The sequence below is a fragment of the Paracidovorax anthurii genome (assembly GCF_003269065.1).
Lineage (GTDB): Bacteria > Pseudomonadota > Gammaproteobacteria > Burkholderiales > Burkholderiaceae_C > Paracidovorax > Paracidovorax anthurii.
Genome location: NZ_QLTA01000007.1, coordinates 14,309 through 31,552 on the forward strand (window position 1 = coordinate 14,309; position 17,244 = coordinate 31,552).

The following is a 17,244-nucleotide window of genomic DNA, read 5'->3' on the forward strand; positions in this document are numbered from 1 at the left end:
GGCGATACCGTCCCGCCACTATGAATGCCGTGATGCCCACCTCTTCCCCCGCTTCCAAGGCCGACCTCAGCGAGCTGGTGCAGGCCATCGCCCAATCCGTGGCGGAAGACGGGCTCACCAACCCCTTCACGGCCGAGCAGTGGGATCTGCTCGCCGGCTATCTCCTTCCCATGTCGGTGGATGCGGGCCATACCCTGTTCACCCAGGGGGTGAAGGACCGCACGCTCTATTTCATCGAAAGCGGCAGCATCAGCGTGCACTACGAGGACGACAAGGGCCGCCTGCGGCTGGCCATCGTGGGCCCGGGCTCCATCGTGGGGGAAGGCGCCTTCTTCTCGCACCGCCCGCGCAGTGCCACCGTGCAGACGGGCGCTCCCAGCAAGCTCTGGTCCCTGACAGCGCTGCGTTTCACGGAACTCTCCAACCGGCAGCCTGCCGTGGCGCTCGGACTGGCGATGGCGGCGGGGTCGGTGCTGTCGCGCCGGCTGGGCAACCGCCGCCGCCGTGTTGCGGCAACCTGACAGAACGGGGCCTCGCGAGGGCCAAGCAGGCACGTTCCGCAACCTGAGCCCCGAGGCCGGAGGGCGCCGCGTTACACTTGTTGCAACTCGTTCGCATTGTAGAAAGAAGGCCTTTCGCATGTCGCTGTTCAGCTGGTTTTCCCGCAAAACGCCCTCGTCCCGGCCGCGTCCTGCGGCGGAGCCGACCGGCCTGTTGAACGCGGAGGCCACCGTTCCGCTCATGCCGGGCCGCAACGGCAAGCCCGTGCTGCCCCCGGCGCTGGCCGACCATGCGGCCAATCGCAAGAACGAGCGCATGGAGCGGCGGGAGCTGCTCTACACCGTGGTGCGCGACGCCATGGTCCGCGCCAGCGTGCTGTCGGCGGGCTACAAGTTCAAGGTCCTGTCCCTGGACCAGCGCGGCCGGCAATTCCTCGTGATGATGGATCTCGCTCGCGAATACGGTGGCGAGACGGCACGCCTGAGCGAGATCGAAGCGCTCATCGCCCAGACGGCGAAGTCACGTTTCGGCATCCTGGTCACGGCCGTCTACTGGCGCATCAGCGACCACGTGGCGGTGGGCGTGCCGGGCAAGACCAGCCCGGCGCCTGCTGCCCAGGGCCCGGCATCGGCACCCGCGCCGCTGGCGCCGCCCACGCCCGTACCCGTGGCGGTTCCGCCGGCGGCTGCCCCATCGCTGCTCTCGCCGCGCAACCCGGCGCCCCTGGTGCCTCCCGCGCCGGTGGCTGCCCCGAAGGAGTCTCCATCGGCTGGCCGGGGCTACGAGCCGATCGAAGCGGATGAGGTGGCCGCCTTCAAGCGCGCCCTGGGCACCGCCGCCGTCGCGGCCCGTGCACCGGCCGCCGCGGCGTCTCCCGGCACCACCGTGCGTTCGGGGCCGTTGCTGCCTCCCGCGCCCTCGGGCTTCGAGGACACGGAGATGCCCGGCCAGGACGGCGCACCGGCGCCGGATCTCAGCACCACCCAGTACGGCGAGCTGCGCTGAGCGGCCCGCCGCCCGTGGATCAGTAGACGTCGCGCCGGTAGCGGCCGTCTTCGATCAGCGCGTCCAGGGCGTCCGGCCCCAGGGCTTCCAGAAGCACACGGTCCACGCCGGCGGCCATGCCCTCGGCGCTGCCGCAAACGAAGACCACGGCGCCTTCTTCCAGCCACTGGCGCAAGTCCTGCATGGCCGAGCGCAGGGCATCCTGCACGTAGCGGTGGGGGCTGTCCGCATCGCGCGAGAACACGAGGTCGAGCCGTTCCAGGTGGCCCTGGGCCTTCCAGGCGCTGATCTCTTCCGCGCAGAGCTGGTCGCAGGCGCGTTGCCGTTCTCCGAAAAGAAGCCAATTACGCCGCTGGCCGGCCCGCATGCGGGCGCGCAAATGGGCGCGCAGCCCCGCCAGCCCCGATCCGTTGCCGATGAAGATGCAGGGCAGGCCTTCGGTGCCGTCCGCGCCGAAGCGGGGGTTTTCCAGCAACCGCAGTTCCTGCACGCTGCCCAGGGGGGCGTGCGCCGTGAGCCAGCCCGAGGCGATGCCCAGGCCTTGGGCATGCCGCTCCTGCCGCACCAGCAACTGCAGGGCACCGTCTTCGGGCAATGAGGCAACCGAGTAGGTGCGTGGAGCCAGGGGCACCAGTTGGTCCGCGCAGGCCTGGGGGCGGGTCCAGCCCGTTGGCGGGGGCAGCACGGAGGCCGCCAGCGCGTCGGCCAGGCAGCGCCCGGAGCCCGCGTGCTGGACGATGGCCTGGCCGTCCAGCTCGCTGGCCTGCAGCCAAGTGGTCACGGCCTCGGGCGACTGGTGGGGCATGGCGTCCACCAGGGCGCCCGGCGGCCAGGTGGGGAGTGAATGCCGGGTGCCCTCTGGGCGCAACGCGATCTCGAACAAGGGGCCGCCCTGGCTCCCGGGGTTGCGCAGCACCCTCTCTTCCAGGCGCCATCGGGTCATGGCCTGTGCCGTGGGCGGCGTGCCGGGAGGCGCCACCTGCGGGTCCGTGGCCAGGCGCTGCGCGCCGTCCAGCGTGGCGAGGGCTTCCCTCCAGCGGGCCAGGGCCCCCGCGTCGCCGTCGTCCACTTCGATCAGCGGGAAGAGCGGCTGGGCTCCCCAGTGGCGCAGACCCGTGTCCAGTGCGTGGCCGAAGCCGCAGAAGCGGGCATAGTGCCGATCGCCCAGGGCGAGCACGGCGAACCGCACGTGCGCCAGCGGCGCGGCAGCTGCGTTGCGGGATGGCCCCTGGCTCAGCTGGCGCGCGAAGCGGCGTGCGTTGTCCGGCGGCTCGCCTTCGCCGAAGCTGCTGGCGATGAGCAGAACGCGCGGATGGCCCTGAAGATCCTCGGGCGCGAATTGCTGCAGTGACCGGACCACCGTGGGCAGGCCCGCGTGCTGCAGCGCGCCGGCCGTCTGGAGCGCGATGCGCTCGGCCATGCCGGACTGGCTGGCGTAGGCCACCAGCAGCGCTCCGGTACCAGGGCGGGCCGGCGCATCCGCCATGCCGCCCAATGCCGCCCTGCGTGCCGCGTCGGTGGCCCGGCGCTGGCGCCGCCGGCCCAGGTAGAGCATCCACCCCGTGACGGCGAAGAGCGGCAGCGCAAGGCTGGCCGCCGTCACCGCGATGCGGCCCGGAAGGCCGAAATACGTGCCCATGTGCAGCGGATAGATGGTGCTCAGTGCGCGGGCGCCGGGGCTGCGCTGCTCGTAGCGGTCGTCCGTCGCGACCTCGCCGGTCCGGAGGTCCAGCACCAGGCGGTGGCGGGCCCGCTCATGCACGGGGGCCGCGTCCAGCCATTGGATCTGCAGGGGTTGATCGGCGCGTTGCGGCAGGCGCAGGTTGGCCAGGGTCCAACCCTGTGCCCGCTGTTCGAAGGTGCGCCACGCAGGGGCCAGGTCCACCGGCGTGGACGGCTGGGCGCGTGCGCCGCCGTTGTCCGCGCTGCGTGCGGGGGGCGCCGCCTGCCGTGCCGGACGCGGTTGGCCCGCCCAGCCGTCCACCGTGTCCCGGACGGCGTCGAAGGACCAGTACAGGCCGGTCGCGGTGAGCACCACGTACACCACCAGCGCCCAGGTGCCGGCCACGGCATGCAGGCTCCAGAGGAACGGACGGCCTTTGAGCCGGGTGTCGAATGCGAGCCACGTGCGCCAGCGCAGCGGATGGCGCGGCCAGCGCAGATACAGCCCCGAGAGCGACAGGCCCAGCAGGCACAGCGCCAGCACGCCGGCAGCGACCCGGCCCGGCTCGCGCGGCAGCAGCAGCCAGCGGTGCAGGGACTCGATCCATTCGAAGGCCTCGTGCCCCCGCAGCGGCGGCTGCAGCGCGCCTGTGTAGGGGTGCACGTACACCGTCTCGCCGCGGCGCTGGCCGGGTGCGGGCGCGAAGTTCACCCGTACGGCCGATCCTGGCACGGACTCCAGGGTCAGCGCGGTGACGCGCCGCCCGGCCTGGGACTGCGCGAGCGCCTCCAGGATCCGGGGTGGGTCCAGCATCGGCCCGCTTTGCGGTGCCACCTGTCGCACGCCGGGGTTGATCCAGTCCAGCAGCTCTTCCCGGAAGGCCAGCAGGGCCCCGCTCATGCCGATCACGATCAGCACCGATCCGGCGGTGATGCCGATGAACCAGTGCAATTGGAAAAAAACCTGCCGCAGCCCTGGAAGTGCCCATCCGCGGCGGTGGGACGATGGGGCGGAGGATTCCGAAGCGACGGCGTGCGGGTCCGTGGTGCGGGCGGGCGTGCTCACAGGTCCACCTTCACGGAGGCCTTGACCGTGCGCGGCGCTCCCGCCGCGAGGCGGTTGCCGCCCCCTGCCCAGTAGCGCTTGTCGGCGGCGTTGTCCACGTTGATCTGCCAGGTGGTGCGCGGGCCGAGGGCGCGCGTCGTGTAGCGGGCGCCCAGGGCGAAGAGCGTCACGCCGCCCAGCCATGCCTGGTTGAGGTCGTCCACGGGGCGGCGGCCGGTGTAGTACGCGCCGCCCTGGAGGGACAGCCCTGGCAGGGAGGCCCAGTCGTAGGACAGGAATGCGCTCAGCGTCTGTTTCGCGGCGTTTTCCGGCAGCTTGCCCTCGTAGGCGGCGACGACGTGCCGGAACTTCGGGTCCAGCCACTGCGCCGACGTCTGCCAGGACAGTTGCCGCGTGAGCGGCCCCTGGGCGGAAAGCTCGATGCCCTGGTAGCGCTGCTCGCCATCGGCCACGAAGACATTGCCGGCGTTCGTGTAGTAGCCCGGGCGGGAGATGTCGAAAACGGCTGCGGACACCAGCATGCCCGCCGGTGCCTGCCAGCGCAGGCCCACTTCCTTCTGCCGGCTCACACCCGGTGCGAGGCGCACGTTCTGGTTCACCGTGCCGGTGGGGCCGGCCTCGCCTTCCTCCAGTCCCTGCGCGTAGGACGCGTAGACCGAGAGGTCCGGCGAGAGCTTGTGGATCAGCGCGGCCATCGGCGTGGTCTTGCCCACGTCGTACACATTGCCGCCCTGCGCGCTGCGGTAGCTGGAGTGGCGCACGCCGATGATCGCCTGCCAGCGGGGCGACCATTCGATGCGGTCCACGGCGTAGAGGCCGGTGTCCGTCGTTTCCAGCGCGGCCGTGGTGGGGGCCGTCGGCACCGCGCCCCAGACCACCGAGGTGATCGGCACGGGGCTGTAGAGGTTTTGAGAGGCGACCGTGTAGGTGCGCTGGTACACCGGGTCCTGGGTTTTCTCGGTGCGGCTGGCGCCCAGGGTGAGTTCATGCCGGAGGCCCGCGGTTTCGAAGCCGCCGAAAAGCTCGGCGCGCAGCAGGTCGGAGCCCACGTCGAGGTGCTGGCTGTTGCCCGTGATGCGCCCGTTGCCCGTGGCGACCGCCGCTGCGTTGGCGAAGCGGAAGATGGGCAGATTGCGGTCGCGCGTGGTGCGGGAGTTGCCTGCCTCCAGGGTGAGCGCCCACTGGTCGCTCAATGCATAGTCGGCGCGTACCTGGGCATTGGTGGTTTCGGTGTTGAAGGCCGCGCCGGCCGGCCCCACGAGCTTGCGCGGGTCCACCGGATGGGGCAGCGCGATGCTGCCGTTCACGGCGGTGGGCAGCGCGATGCCGGCCTGCTCCGTGGTCTTGCGGCGGTCGTATTCCAGGTCGGCCTTGAGCGTGAGGCGGCTGTTCACGCGCCAGTCGAAGGCGGCCGAGACGAAGCGGCGCTGTCCGTTGCCCGCCCCGTCGAGGTAGGAGCCCAGCGTGCCGCCGGCCGCGTTCACCCGCAGCCCGTACTGCCCCTCATCGCCGAAGCGCCGGCCCACGTCGGCCGATGCCAGCGCGCGGCCATGCTGGTCCAGGGTGAGGCCGAGGGAGGCGACGGGCTGGGCCCCCGCCCGCTTGGTGACGAAATTGACGACGCCCGCTGGAGAGGCGAAGCCGTAGTAGAGCGCCGACGCGCCCTTGAGCACTTCCACTCGCTCCTTGTTCTCCAGGGGCACCTGCGAGAAATTCATGATGGGCAGCGAGCCGTTGAGGCGGTAGTTGGTGCGGTTCTCCACCGGCATGCCGCGGATCACGAGCTGGTCCCAGGTTTCGCCACCGTTCTGCTGGCGTGTCACACCGGCGGTGTTGCGCACCGCGTCGTACAGGCCGCTGGCACCCTGCAGTTCCAGCACCTCGCGCGTGATCACGTTCACGGTGGAGGGGACATCCATCACGCCGGCTCCCCGGAAAGTGCCGGCCTCCACGGTGCGGGGCACGAAGCCTTCGGCGCGGGCGCTCTGGACGGTGACGGTGTCGAGGGCCGCCGGGTCCGGCCCCTGGGCCCGCGCGGGACCCGGACCGTAGGCCAGGGCGAGCAGCATGCACAGGGGGTGAAGGCGAAAGGAGCGCGAGGAGGACATGGTCGGAAATGGGAAACGCCGCAGGCGCGCCGGGCCGTGCGCCGGCATCGACCCGCGCGCAGGGCGCGAGAAGGCGGTCAATAAGCAGAAAGAGGAGGTGTGGGGTGCGCGCCTGGCTGCGGCTCGCCGCATTCCGGCCGCGCATGCCTCGGGGCGGCGGGACCGGAAAACGCGGGCGGGGTGCCGGGCTCACGGTTGGGGGTGAGAATGATTGTCATTTTAGACAATGCGCGTGGCGCCCGCCGAACCGCGCCCCCCCGTGGTGTGGAATGTCCTCGCGTGTCCGGCGGTGCGGGCCCGCGAGGTCCGGCGTCAGTGGCCCGCGAAGTCCACGAGGGTATAGAGCGGCAGCCCGGAGTCGCGCAGCCGGGTCGATCCGCCCAGCTCGGGCAGGTCCACGATGGCGGCGCCTTCGGTCACGGTGGCGCCCAGCCGCTCCAGCAGCTTGCGGCCCGCCATCATCGTGCCGCCCGTGGCGATGAGGTCGTCGATGAGCAGCACCCGGTCTCCGGGCTTCACCGCGTCGGCGTGCAGTTCCACCGTCGCGCTGCCGTACTCCAGTTCGTAGGTCTCCTCGACCGTGGTGAAGGGCAGCTTGCCCTTCTTGCGGATCGGAACGAAGCCGATATTGAGTTCGTAGGCCACCACGGCACCCAGGATGAAGCCCCGCGCATCCAGGCCCGCCACCACGTCGGGGCGCAGGGCCTTGTCCATGTAGCGGTGCACGAAGGCATCGATGAGCACGCGGAAGACCTTCGGGTTCTGCAGCAGCGGAGTGATGTCGCGGAACTGCACTCCGGGCGCGGGCCAGTCGGGAACGGTGCGGATGTACTGGCGGAGGTATTCGTTGACGCTGAGGTCTTGCATGGGGATGTGCAAAGAAGGCCCGTGGGGGAGAGCGGCAGTGTAATGAATGGAATGGGACAGCCCCGGCGCGGGCGATCCCCCGGTCAGCCGCGCAGCAGTGCGTCTTCCGCGAGCGCGAGGGCCGCGGGATGCCCCGACATCACGAGGGTGTCGCCTTCGGCCAGCACGCCGGTCTCCGAAGGCGTGGAACTGCGCCCATCCTTGTGGCGCAGGCTGACCACCCGCACGCCCATGGCATGCAGGGGCATGTCGACCAGCGGGCGGCCCAGGGTGCCGGCGCCTGCGGGCAGCGTGACGGTGGCGAGGCGCTCCTGCTCGCGCTCGGAGCCCGTGTCGTCGTCCGCCCCGTGGAAGTAGCCACGCAGCAGGTTGTAGCGGGCATCGCGCTGGTCCTGCACCAGCCGCAGCACGCGCCGCATCGGCACGCCCACCAGCGCCAGTGCATGGCTGGCGAGCATGAGCGAGCCCTCGATGGCTTCTGGCACCACTTCGGTGGCCCCGGCGGCCTGCAGCGTGTCGAGATGGAGATCGTCCTGCGTGCGCACCACCACCGGCACCTGGGGTGCATGGGCGCGGGTGTTGGCCAGCACTTTCACCGTGGCGGGAATGTCGAGGTAGGTGACGACCACGGCGCTGGCGCGCACGAGGCCCGCGGCCATCAGCGCCTGCAGCCGGGTGGCGTCGCCATAGACCACCGAGTCGCCGGCGGCGGCGGCCTGCCGCACGCGGTCGGGGTCGAGGTCGAGGGCCATGTAGGGGATGTGTTCACGCTCCAGCATGCGCGCGAGGTTCTGCCCGCAGCGCCCGTAGCCGCAGATCACCACGTGGCCGCTGGTGTTGATCGCCTTGCGTGCGATGGTGGTCATCTGCAGCGACTGCTGGAGCCAGTCGCTCGCCACGAGCTTCATCACGATGGGGTTGCTGTACTGGATCAGGAAGGGCGTGGCCAGCATCGAGAGCACCATCGCGGCCAGCACGGGGTTCATCAGCGCGGGTTCGATCAGGCCATGCTCCTGCGTGAGCGAGAGCAGCACGAAGCCGAATTCGCCCGCCTGGGCGAGGTACAGGCCCGTGCGCAGCGACACGCCGGTGGTGGCGCCCATTCCGCGCGCGAGCAGCAGGATGACGCCGACCTTGAGCAAGAGCGGCACGACCAGCAGCATCAGCACCAGGGCCCAGCGTTCCAGCAGGATGTGCCAGTCGAGCATCATGCCGACGGTGATGAAGAACAGCCCGAGCAGCACGTCGTGGAAAGGACGGATGTCCGTGCCCACCTGGTGGCGGTACTCCGTCTCGGACACGAGCACCCCCGCGATGAATGCGCCCAGGGCCAGGGACAGGCCCGCCAGTTCCGTGAGCCAGGCCAGTCCCAGCGTGATGAGCAGCAGGTTGAGCATGAACAGCTCATCGCTCTTGCGCCGTGCCACCAGGGTGAGCCACCAGCGCATCACGCGCTGCCCGCCCACCAGCAGCACGGCCACGAGCACGGTGGCCTTGAGCAGTGCGAGCCCCAGTGCCACGAGCAGCCGCTCCGGGGTGGTGCCCAGCGCGGGAATGAGCACCAGCAGCGGCACCACTGCCAGATCCTGGAAGAGCAGCACGCCCAGCACGCGCCGGCCGTGCTCCGATTCCAGTTCAGCGCGCTCGCTCATGAGCTTGACCACGATGGCCGTGCTGCTCATCACCAGTGTGCCGCCCAGGGCCAGCGCGGTCTGCCAGCCCATCTGCCACGTGCCCCCCACGTAGCGCGAGAGCAGCAGCATGCCCGCCATGCCGACGGTGAGGGTCAGCGCCACCTGCAGCAACCCCAGCCCGAATACGAATTGCCGCATGGCGCGCAATTTGGACAGACTGAACTCCAGCCCGATGGAGAACATGAGGAATACCACCCCGAATTCGCCGAGGTGGCGCACACCCTCGGAATTCTGGGTGAGCGCGAGCGCATGGGGCCCGATCAGGATGCCCGCGGTCAGGTAGCCCAGCATCGGCGGCAGCTTCAGGCTTCGACAGGCCACCACGCCGAGCACGGCGGCCAGCAGGTACAGCAACGTGAGGGCGAGAGAAGACATGCCCGATGCTAGCCGAGCCCTGCTGTCAAACAGCTGTCCTGGTGCCCCGGGCCTGCCCAGCGGCACGGATGGCCGCCCTGGCGGCGCTGCCAGGCCATCCTGCCGCGATCGCCATGCAGGGCTTTGCGGGCGGTGGCAGGGCGGTGCGAGGGCGCCGAATAGAATCCACGGATGCTTTCCGCCTCCTCCGCGCCGGTGCCGGCCGCTCCGTCTCCCGCGCCTTTTTCCGCCGAGCGGGCCCTGCATCTGGCCCGCGAAACCTTCGATATCGAGGCCGCTGCGCTCGCCGGGCTGGCTGCCCGCGTGGGCGGCGCGTTTTCCGGGGCCGTGCGCCGCGTGCTGGACACCACGGGGCGTGTGGTGGTCATGGGCATGGGCAAGAGCGGCCACGTGGGCCGCAAGATTGCCGCTACGCTGGCTTCCACGGGAACGCCCGCCTTCTTCGTGCATCCGGCCGAGGCCAGCCATGGCGACCTGGGCATGGTGACCCGGGGCGATCTGGTGCTGGCCATCTCCAACAGCGGCGAGAGCGGGGAACTCACCGTGCTGCTGCCGGTGCTCAAGCGGCTGGGCGTGCCGATCGTGGCCATGACGGGGGGGCTGCAGTCCACGCTGGCGCTTCATGCCGATCTGGTGCTCGACTGCAGTGTCGAGCGCGAGGCCTGTCCGCTCAACCTCGCGCCCACGGCGAGTACCACGGCCCAGCTGGCGATGGGCGATGCCCTCGCGGTGGCCCTGCTGGATGCCCGGGGCTTCCATTCCGAGGACTTCGCGCGCTCGCATCCCGGCGGAGCGCTGGGGCGCAAGCTGCTCACCCATGTGAGCGACGTGATGCGTTCGGGCGACGAGGTGCCGTGCGTGGCGCCCGATGCCTCCTTCAGTGATCTGATGCGCGAGATGAGCGCCAAGCGCCTGGGCGCCTCAGCCATCGCCGATGCGGGCGGGCGGGTGCTCGGCATCTTCACCGATGGCGACCTGCGCCGCCGCATCGAAGCCGGGGCCGATCTCCGCGGCATCACGGCCCGGGACGTGATGCACCCCGGCCCTCGCACCATCGCGCCCGACGCGCTCGCGGTGGATGCCGCCGACATGATGGAGCGCCATGCCATCACCGTCGTGCTGGTCGCCTCGGCGGAGGGCGTGCTGGTGGGCGCCGTGCACATCGGCGACCTCATGCGCGCCAAGGTCATCTGATCCCGCTTCGGTCCATGAACGAAATGCATTCTTCTTCCGCTTCCCCGGGGCCGGCCGCATTGCCGCCATTGCAGCCCACGCTGCAGTTCGATCCCGCCCTGCTCCTGAGGGCGCAAGGCGTGCGCGTGGCGTTCTTCGACGTCGATGGCGTGCTCACCGATGGCGGCCTCTACTTCAGCGAGACCGGCGAGGCTCTCAAGCGCTTCCACACGCTCGACGGGCATGGCATCAAGCTGCTGCAGAAGGCCGGCATCGTGCCGGCCGTGGTGACGGGGCGCGATGCGCCCGCGCTGCGCCTGCGGCTGCAGGCCCTGGGCGTGGCGCACGCCCGGTTCGGCACCGAGGACAAGCGCCCTGCCGCCGAGGCCATCCTGGCCGAGCTGGGGCTGTGGTGGCACGAGGCCGCCGCCATGGGCGACGACTGGCCCGATCTGCCCGTGATGCGCCGCTGTGCCTTCGCTTGCGCGCCTTCCCACGCCCATGCCGAGGCCCGGGCGGTGGCCCACCACGTCACCGCCGCCGCAGGCGGCGCCGGGGCTGCCCGGGAGTTCTGCGATCTGTTGCTGGTGGCCAGCGGCCGCTATGCGGCGATGCTGGAGGCCCACGCGGCATGACGGGCCGGCTGCGCCAGGCGTGGGACCGGCTTTCCCTCTACCTGCCCGTGGTGCTGATGGGCATCATGGCGATGGGCACGTGGTGGCTGGTGCGCAACGCACCCACGCCGGCCCGGCCCGCCCAGGATGTGGCGCCCACGCACGAGCCCGACTATTTCATGCGCACCTTCTCGGTCAAGAGCTTCGATGCCACGGGGCGCTTGCAGAGCGAAGTGCGTGGAGACGTCGCGCGCCATTACCCCGACAACGACACGCTCGAAATCGACAACGCCCACATGCGCTCGGTGACGCCGGACGGGCGCGTCACCGTGGCCACGGCCAAACGGGCGCTGACCAATGCCGATGGGTCCGAGGTGCAGCTCTTCGGCAATGCCGTCGTCACGCGCGAGCCTTTGAACCGGCCCGGCCAGGAGCCCATGCCCCGGCTGCAGTTTCGCGGCGAGTTTCTGCATGCCTGGCTCAACAGCGAGCGCGTGCGCTCCAACCAGCCCGTCACGCTGACGCGGGGCTCTGACCAGTTCACCGCCGAGAACATGGACTACGACAACCTCGATCAGATCATGCAGCTGCGCGGACGCGTGCGCGGCATGCTCATGCCTCCACCAGCGCGCTGACATGCGGCGGGGGCCGATTTCTCTGCTGTTCCGCAGCCTTCACGCAGACCTACCGCCATGACTTATCGTCCCCTGGTTTTCATCACTGGCGCATCGAGCGGCATCGGGCAGGCACTTGCATTGCGCTATCACCAGGCCGGTTATCGGCTGGCCCTCGTCGCGCGCCGCACCGCGGAGATCCAGGCCTGGGCCGGCGCGAGCGGGCTGGGCGTGGATGACTATCAGATCTACAGCGCCGACGTGGCCCAGTCCGACAGCATCGTCGCGGCGGGGCAGGCGTGCATCGCACGGCAGGGCCTGCCCGATGTGGTGATCGCCAATGCCGGCATCAGCATCGGCATGGACACGGCGGTGCGAGAGGATCTGGAGGTCATGGCCCGGACCTTCGCCACCAACAACCTGGGCATGGCGGCGACGTTCCACCCTTTCGTGCAGGGCATGGCCCAGCGCCGCAGCGGCACGCTGGTGGGCATCGGGAGCGTGGCAGGCATTCGCGGCTTGCCGGGGCACGGTGCGTATTGCGCAAGCAAGGCCGCCGCCATCAGCTACTGCGAAAGCCTGCGGGGTGAGTTGCGGCCCAGCGGCGTGCGCGTGGTCACCCTCTGCCCGGGCTATATCGACACGCCGCTCACGCGCCAGAACCGCTACGCCATGCCGTTCCTCATGCAGCCGGCCGACTTCGCGGAAAAGGCACATGCGGCCATCCATGCCGGGGCCAGCTACCGCGTGATTCCCTGGCAGATGGGCGTGGTGGCCAAGCTGCTGCGGCTGCTGCCCAATCGCGTGTTCGACCGTTTGCTGGCGGGCCGCCCCCGCAAGCATCGGCAGGAAACCCCGGGCTGAGTCAGGGGGGCCGAGCCGGGTATTTGCCGGCATCAAAAAACAAAAGGCCCCGAAGGGCCTTTGGTCAGAGGGGCTTGGCAGGTAACGGCTCAGTAGCCGCCGCCGTTGTTGTTGCCGCCACCGCCGCCATATCCACCGCGGCCACCGCCGCCATTGCGGGCGCCGGAGCCGTAAGGGCTGCGGAAGCCGCCATCGCCGCGACCGCCGTATCCACCGCCGCCGCCATCGCCGCGACCGCCACCACCGTAGCCGCCGCCTTCACCGCGGCCACCGCCATAGCCACCACCGCCGCCGCTGCGGCCACCGCCGTAGCCGCCACCACCACCGCCGCCACCGCCACCGCCACCGAAACCGCCGCCACTGCGGGGCGGGCGAGGCTCCATCGGGCGTGCCTCATTGACCACGATGCTGCGGCCGCCCAGGGCCTGGCCGTTCATTCCATTGATGGCGGCCTGCGCTTCGGCATCACTGCCCATCTCGACGAAGCCGAAACCTTTGGAGCGGCCCGTGTCGCGCTCCATCATGACCTTGGCGCTGGTCACGGCGCCGAATTGGCCGAAGGCCTGCTCAAGGTCGCTGTCGCGCACGGAGTACGGCAGGTTGCCGACGTACAGTTTGTTGCCCATCACGGGACTCCTCAAAAACACATGGAAAAAGCGATGGAGTCCCGAAAACGCAGCCGGTCGGTCACAAAGAGCCCCTACGCGCGAAACTGACGGATCCCCGCAATGCAACGCGAAAATATTTCGCCAGAGCATTATGGGCCATAAAGGGTGTAAAAGATCAAGCGGGGCAAGGGTCTGGAATGCCCCTTCAAGGCATAAAAAAAGGGCCTTTGGATGCCCTTTTTTGTATCTTTTGGCAACTGCGTTGCCAGCCGATGATCAGTAGCTGTTGCGGCCGCCGCCGTAGCCACCGCCATTGCCGCCGCCGAAGCCGCCGCTGCGGCCACCGCCGTAGCCGCCGCCGCCATTGCCGCCACCAAAGCCGCCACCGCTACGGGGAGGGCGGGGTTCCATGGGACGTGCTTCGTTCACGACGAGGTCGCGGCCACCGAAATTCTGGCCGTGTGCGCCCTGGATGGCGGCTTGTGCTTCGGCATCGCTGCCCATTTCGACGAAGCCGAAACCCTTGGAGCGGCCCGTGTCGCGTTCCATCATGACCTTGGCGCTGACCACGGCGCCGTATTGGCTGAACGTCTGTTGCAGATCGTCGTCGCGGAAGGAATAGGGCAGATTGCCCACGTAGAGTTTGTTGCCCATGAAGGACTCCTGGAAAAAAACAAAAAAACGCGATGGAGCCCGACGCAATCAGCAAACCTGTGACGATTTCAGAGACGCGAAACCGACCAATCACCGCAACTTGCATTCCTGCAAGCAGAAAAGCGAAATCATTATCAACCATCTATTCTGGCAAGCGAGGGCCGGATTGGCGTACTTGCAACGTTTGGGGTGGGTATTTACCCGTGGTTGGGGAACTTTGAAAGGCCTTGGCGGGGCAAGGCGATGCACAGAAACCGCATCCGGGGGCACTAGAATCGCGCCAGTCTCTGGGGAGTAGCCCGCCCGGCACCACGCGTGCCCGGGGGCATGCGTCAACAAACTTGGGTCGTCCCGGCCTATGGCGCATGCGGTTCAGCCGAACTGGGCGAGACCATTGACTGCATGCCGATCCAATGGCCGGAGTCGGGGTGCAGTCAATGCTGTCTGCTCATATATCCGGCCGGATATACCCCACGACCTATGGAAGCCTTCCTCGTTTCGACGTCCATCGTTGCCCTTGCGGAGATGGGCGACAAGACCCAACTCCTTTCCCTCGTTCTCGCGGCCCGTTTCCGCAAGCCCTGGCCCATCGTGCTGGGCATTCTCGTGGCCACGACGGCCAACCATGCGCTCGCGGGCGCCGTGGGCGCGTGGGTGACCACCGTCATCGGCCCGCAGACCCTGCGCTGGATCCTGGGGCTGTCGTTCATCGCGATGGCGGCCTGGATGCTCATCCCCGACAAGCTGGACGACGATGACACCGGCGCCGCCCCGCGCTTCGGCGTTTTCGGCACCACGCTGGTGGCGTTCTTCCTGGCCGAGATGGGCGACAAGACCCAGGTGGCGACCGTGATGCTGGCCGCGCAATACAACGCCTACTGGTGGGTGGTGGCGGGCACGACGCTGGGCATGATGCTCGCCAACGCGCCCGTGGTCTGGCTGGGCGAGCGCATCACGCGGCGCGTGCCGATCCGCGCGGTGCACGTGGTGTCGGCCGTCATCTTCGTGGTGCTGGGGCTGATCGCGCTGTTCGCTCCCGGCGGCGGGCCTTTGGCATAATCGCCGCTCACGCGCCGATTTGCCACCGCTTGCGGGCGCTCTATAAATCCAGCTAAAGACATGACCGATGGCGCACAGCGGCGACCCGGCCTCGTTTTTGGCGAAGCCGGGTTTTTCTTTTCATGCCGTTCATCGCCACACCGCAATCCATGCACTTCGCGGACCCGCTGCCCCTGCAGGGGGGCGCGTCGATCCGCGACTACACGCTCGCCTACGAAACCTACGGCACCCTGAACGCCGACCGCTCCAACGCGGTGCTGGTGTGCCACGCGCTCAATGCGTCGCACCACGTGGCCGGCGTCTACGAGGGACAGCCCCGCAGCGAGGGCTGGTGGGACAACATGATCGGCCCCGGCAAGCCGGTGGACACGAACCGGTTCTTCGTGATCGGCGTGAACAACCTGGGCTCGTGCTTCGGCTCCACGGGGCCGATGCACACGCATCCCGACACGGGCGAGGTCTATGGCGCCGATTTCCCCGTGGTGACGGTGGAGGACTGGGTGAACGCCCAGGCGCGGCTGCTGGACCGGCTGGGCGTGCAGCAACTCGCCGCCGTGCTGGGCGGCAGCCTGGGGGGCATGCAGGCGCTGTCGTGGGCCCTGCAGTATCCGGAGCGCATGCGCCACGCGGTGGTGGTGGCGAGCGCGCCCAACCTCACGGCGGAGAACATCGCCTTCAACGAGGTCGCGCGCCGCGCGATCGTGACCGACCCGGACTTCCACGGCGGCCATTTCTACCGCCACGGCGCGGTGCCCAAACGGGGGCTGCGCATCGCGCGCATGATCGGCCACATCACGTACCTGTCGGACGACGTGATGAACGAGAAATTCGGCCGCCAGCTGCGCGAGGGGCTGGCGCCCAAGTACAGCACGCAGGACATCGAGTTCCAGATCGAGAGCTACCTGCGCCACCAGGGCGACAAGTTCAGCGACTACTTCGACGCCAACACCTATCTGCTCATCACCCGCGCGCTGGATTATTTCGACCCGGCGCTCGCCTTCGGCGGCAACCTCACGCTGGCGCTGGCGCGAGCGCGGGCGAAGTTCCTGCTGGTGAGCTTCACCACCGACTGGCGCTTTTCGCCGGCGCGCAGCCGCGAGATCGTCAAGGCGCTGCTGGAGAACCGGCGCGACGTGAGCTATGCCGAGATCGACGCGCCCCACGGCCACGACGCCTTCCTGCTGGACGACGCGCGCTACCTGGGCGTGATGCGCTCTTATTTCGATGCCATCGCCAAGGAGAACGCCGCATGAGCGACCCATCCACCATGCATGCGATCGCACGCCTCGTGCCCCACGGCGCGCGGGTGCTCGACCTGGGCTGCGGCGACGGCGCGATGCTCGACATGCTGCAGCGCGAGCGCGGCTGCACGGGCTACGGCGTGGAGATCTCCGACGAGAACGTGCTGGCCTGCGTGCGCCGCGGCGTGAACGTGGTGCAGCTCAACCTCGACGAGGGGCTGGCGATGTTCGGCGACAACTCGTTCGACGTGGTGCTGCAGATCGACACGCTGCAGCACCTGCGCAATGCCGAGGTGATGCTGCGCGAGACGGCGCGCGTGGGCCGCGCGGGCATCGTCGCGTTCCCCAATTTCGCGCACTGGCCCAACCGGCTGTCGGTGCTGCGCGGACGCATGCCCGTGACGCGGCGGCTGCCTTACCAGTGGTATGACACGCCCAACATCCGCGTGGGCACGTTCAAGGATTTCGAGGTGCTCGCGCACAAGAACGACCTGCGCGTGCTCGATGCGTTCGGCCTGCAGAACGGGCGCGAGGTGCGCTTCCTGCCGAACGCGATGGCCGGCACGGCCGTTTTCCACTTCGAGCACGACTGAAATGAAACAACAACCCCCTGTGGCGCTTCGCGCCTTCCCCCTTCTCCTGCGGGAAGGGGGACGCCGCCGGTGGCCGGGCCAAGCCCGCTCCACGGCGTCCGCTGGCGTGGCCTGCTCCGCGGCCTCCGGGCGAGAGGCGCGGCGCCGGTTTCATGCATCGTGGGTGGCGCGCAGCGCTATGGATAACTGAGACGCCGTGAACGGATCGGGCATGCCCGGTCCGCTCGTCCTGTCCCGGCGCACGCGCTCATGGTGGCAAAGGCTCGCCAGGGCCCGGGCCATGGCTGCGCTGCGTGCCCCGATCGCGCGCGCCGGGGCGGCCGCGACGGATTCACTTACACCTGCTGACGGGGGCGCCCGGCCACGGGCGTTGCGGCCAGCCCACGGTCGCGGCCCCCCGCGGCCAAGCTCGTGCGCCGGCCATGGCGGGCCCGAGGGGTCGGGAGGGCGGCGGATCGACTCTCTTTTTCATAGCGCACTGCGCACTGTCCATGCCGACATGGTGCCGCTGGGGCTTGGAACGGCTTCCAGGGGCATGGGCCGTGG

The 17,244-nt window shown here is 69.3% G+C and carries 15 protein-coding genes and 1 riboswitch; of the genes, 9 read left to right on the forward strand and 6 right to left on the reverse strand.

The features are described 5' to 3' along the window. Positions 1-32: 32 nt before the first annotated feature. Both AX018_RS05205 and AX018_RS05210 read left to right on the forward strand, forming a co-directional pair. Entirely contained in the window at positions 33-521 is a 489-nt protein-coding gene (locus AX018_RS05205) for a Crp/Fnr family transcriptional regulator (RefSeq protein WP_415842115.1), read from the forward strand. A gap of 118 nt (positions 522-639) precedes the next feature. Further along, positions 640-1,506: a hypothetical protein gene (locus AX018_RS05210; protein WP_111876251.1), complete on the forward strand. Its 867-nt coding sequence runs from the start codon at positions 640-642 to the stop codon at positions 1,504-1,506. A 19-nt stretch (positions 1,507-1,525) separates the two neighbouring features. Here AX018_RS05210 and AX018_RS05215 read toward each other — a convergent pair whose 3' ends face one another. From AX018_RS05215 to AX018_RS05230, 4 genes are all read right to left on the reverse strand, one after another. Then, entirely contained in the window at positions 1,526-4,120 is a 2,595-nt protein-coding gene (locus tag AX018_RS05215) for a PepSY domain-containing protein (protein ID WP_245951439.1), read from the reverse strand. Positions 4,121-4,230: 110 nt separating this feature from the next. Beyond that, on the reverse strand, positions 4,231-6,342 hold the full coding sequence (locus AX018_RS05220) for a TonB-dependent siderophore receptor (protein ID WP_211322371.1): 2,112 nt from the start codon (positions 6,340-6,342) through the stop codon (positions 4,231-4,233). Between the two features lie 312 nt (positions 6,343-6,654). Continuing rightward, positions 6,655-7,209: an adenine phosphoribosyltransferase gene (locus AX018_RS05225; protein ID WP_111876339.1), complete on the reverse strand. Its 555-nt coding sequence runs from the start codon at positions 7,207-7,209 to the stop codon at positions 6,655-6,657. An 83-nt stretch (positions 7,210-7,292) separates the two neighbouring features. Further along, positions 7,293-9,278 (reverse strand): monovalent cation:proton antiporter-2 (CPA2) family protein, encoded by a 1,986-nt coding sequence (locus AX018_RS05230; RefSeq protein ID WP_111876254.1) that lies wholly within the window; start codon positions 9,276-9,278, stop codon positions 7,293-7,295. Between the two features lie 171 nt (positions 9,279-9,449). On the opposite strand from AX018_RS05230, the gene AX018_RS05235 reads away from it, so the two are divergent. Genes AX018_RS05235 through AX018_RS05250 form a run of 4 tightly spaced genes read left to right on the forward strand, consistent with a single transcriptional unit; the run spans position 9,450 to position 12,543 of the window. Then, positions 9,450-10,472 (forward strand): KpsF/GutQ family sugar-phosphate isomerase, encoded by a 1,023-nt coding sequence (locus AX018_RS05235; protein WP_111876255.1) that lies wholly within the window; start codon positions 9,450-9,452, stop codon positions 10,470-10,472. Positions 10,473-10,495: 23 nt separating this feature from the next. After that, entirely contained in the window at positions 10,496-11,086 is a 591-nt protein-coding gene (locus AX018_RS05240; RefSeq protein WP_111876340.1) for a KdsC family phosphatase, read from the forward strand. Beyond that, complete coding sequence (gene lptC / locus AX018_RS05245) at positions 11,083-11,700, forward strand: LPS export ABC transporter periplasmic protein LptC (RefSeq protein ID WP_111876256.1); 618 nt, start codon at positions 11,083-11,085, stop codon at positions 11,698-11,700. The genes AX018_RS05240 and lptC overlap by 4 nt, the downstream gene beginning before the upstream one ends. A gap of 57 nt (positions 11,701-11,757) precedes the next feature. Beyond that, entirely contained in the window at positions 11,758-12,543 is a 786-nt protein-coding gene (locus AX018_RS05250; protein WP_111876257.1) for an SDR family oxidoreductase, read from the forward strand. Positions 12,544-12,632: 89 nt separating this feature from the next. Here AX018_RS05250 and rbp (AX018_RS05255) read toward each other — a convergent pair whose 3' ends face one another. Continuing rightward, positions 12,633-13,169, reverse strand: coding sequence for an RNA-binding regulator (gene rbp, locus AX018_RS05255; RefSeq protein WP_111876258.1), 537 nt, complete (start codon positions 13,167-13,169; stop codon positions 12,633-12,635). A 258-nt stretch (positions 13,170-13,427) separates the two neighbouring features. Continuing rightward, complete coding sequence (rbp, locus tag AX018_RS05260) at positions 13,428-13,805, reverse strand: RNA-binding regulator (protein ID WP_111876259.1); 378 nt, start codon at positions 13,803-13,805, stop codon at positions 13,428-13,430. Positions 13,806-14,082: 277 nt separating this feature from the next. Next, a riboswitch (yybP-ykoY riboswitch) is annotated at positions 14,083-14,262 on the forward strand. 23 nt (positions 14,263-14,285) lie between these two features. Between rbp (AX018_RS05260) and AX018_RS05265 the strand changes: the two genes are divergently transcribed. The 3 genes from AX018_RS05265 (at position 14,286) to metW (ending at position 16,698) form a co-directional block, all read left to right on the forward strand. Further along, a complete protein-coding gene (locus tag AX018_RS05265; RefSeq protein WP_111876260.1) occupies positions 14,286-14,864 on the forward strand; it encodes a TMEM165/GDT1 family protein in 579 nt (192 codons plus the stop codon). A 122-nt stretch (positions 14,865-14,986) separates the two neighbouring features. Beyond that, positions 14,987-16,117, forward strand: coding sequence for a homoserine O-succinyltransferase MetX (gene metX / locus AX018_RS05270; RefSeq protein ID WP_111876261.1), 1,131 nt, complete (start codon positions 14,987-14,989; stop codon positions 16,115-16,117). Then, entirely contained in the window at positions 16,114-16,698 is a 585-nt protein-coding gene (gene metW, locus AX018_RS05275) for a methionine biosynthesis protein MetW (RefSeq protein ID WP_111876262.1), read from the forward strand. Before metX ends, metW begins: the two co-directional genes overlap by 4 nt. The last annotated feature ends 546 nt before the right edge of the window (positions 16,699-17,244 follow it).

Coding starts and splice junctions, on each gene's coding strand:
- AX018_RS05205 (WP_415842115.1), top strand. CDS start 33: ATGCCCACCTCTTCCCCCGCTTCCAAGGCCGACCTCAGCGAGCTGGTG.
- AX018_RS05250 (WP_111876257.1), top strand. CDS start 11,758: ATGACTTATCGTCCCCTGGTTTTCATCACTGGCGCATCGAGCGGCATC.
- metW (WP_111876262.1), top strand. CDS start 16,114: ATGAGCGACCCATCCACCATGCATGCGATCGCACGCCTCGTGCCCCAC.
- AX018_RS05265 (WP_111876260.1), top strand. CDS start 14,286: ATGGAAGCCTTCCTCGTTTCGACGTCCATCGTTGCCCTTGCGGAGATG.
- rbp (WP_111876259.1), bottom strand. CDS start 13,805: ATGGGCAACAAACTCTACGTGGGCAATCTGCCCTATTCCTTCCGCGAC.
- AX018_RS05230 (WP_111876254.1), bottom strand. CDS start 9,278: ATGTCTTCTCTCGCCCTCACGTTGCTGTACCTGCTGGCCGCCGTGCTC.
- rbp (WP_111876258.1), bottom strand. CDS start 13,169: ATGGGCAACAAACTGTACGTCGGCAACCTGCCGTACTCCGTGCGCGAC.
- metX (WP_111876261.1), top strand. CDS start 14,987: ATGCCGTTCATCGCCACACCGCAATCCATGCACTTCGCGGACCCGCTG.
- lptC (WP_111876256.1), top strand. CDS start 11,083: ATGACGGGCCGGCTGCGCCAGGCGTGGGACCGGCTTTCCCTCTACCTG.
- AX018_RS05220 (WP_211322371.1), bottom strand. CDS start 6,342: ATGTCCTCCTCGCGCTCCTTTCGCCTTCACCCCCTGTGCATGCTGCTC.
- AX018_RS05210 (WP_111876251.1), top strand. CDS start 640: ATGTCGCTGTTCAGCTGGTTTTCCCGCAAAACGCCCTCGTCCCGGCCG.
- AX018_RS05225 (WP_111876339.1), bottom strand. CDS start 7,209: ATGCAAGACCTCAGCGTCAACGAATACCTCCGCCAGTACATCCGCACC.
- AX018_RS05240 (WP_111876340.1), top strand. CDS start 10,496: ATGCATTCTTCTTCCGCTTCCCCGGGGCCGGCCGCATTGCCGCCATTG.
- AX018_RS05235 (WP_111876255.1), top strand. CDS start 9,450: ATGCTTTCCGCCTCCTCCGCGCCGGTGCCGGCCGCTCCGTCTCCCGCG.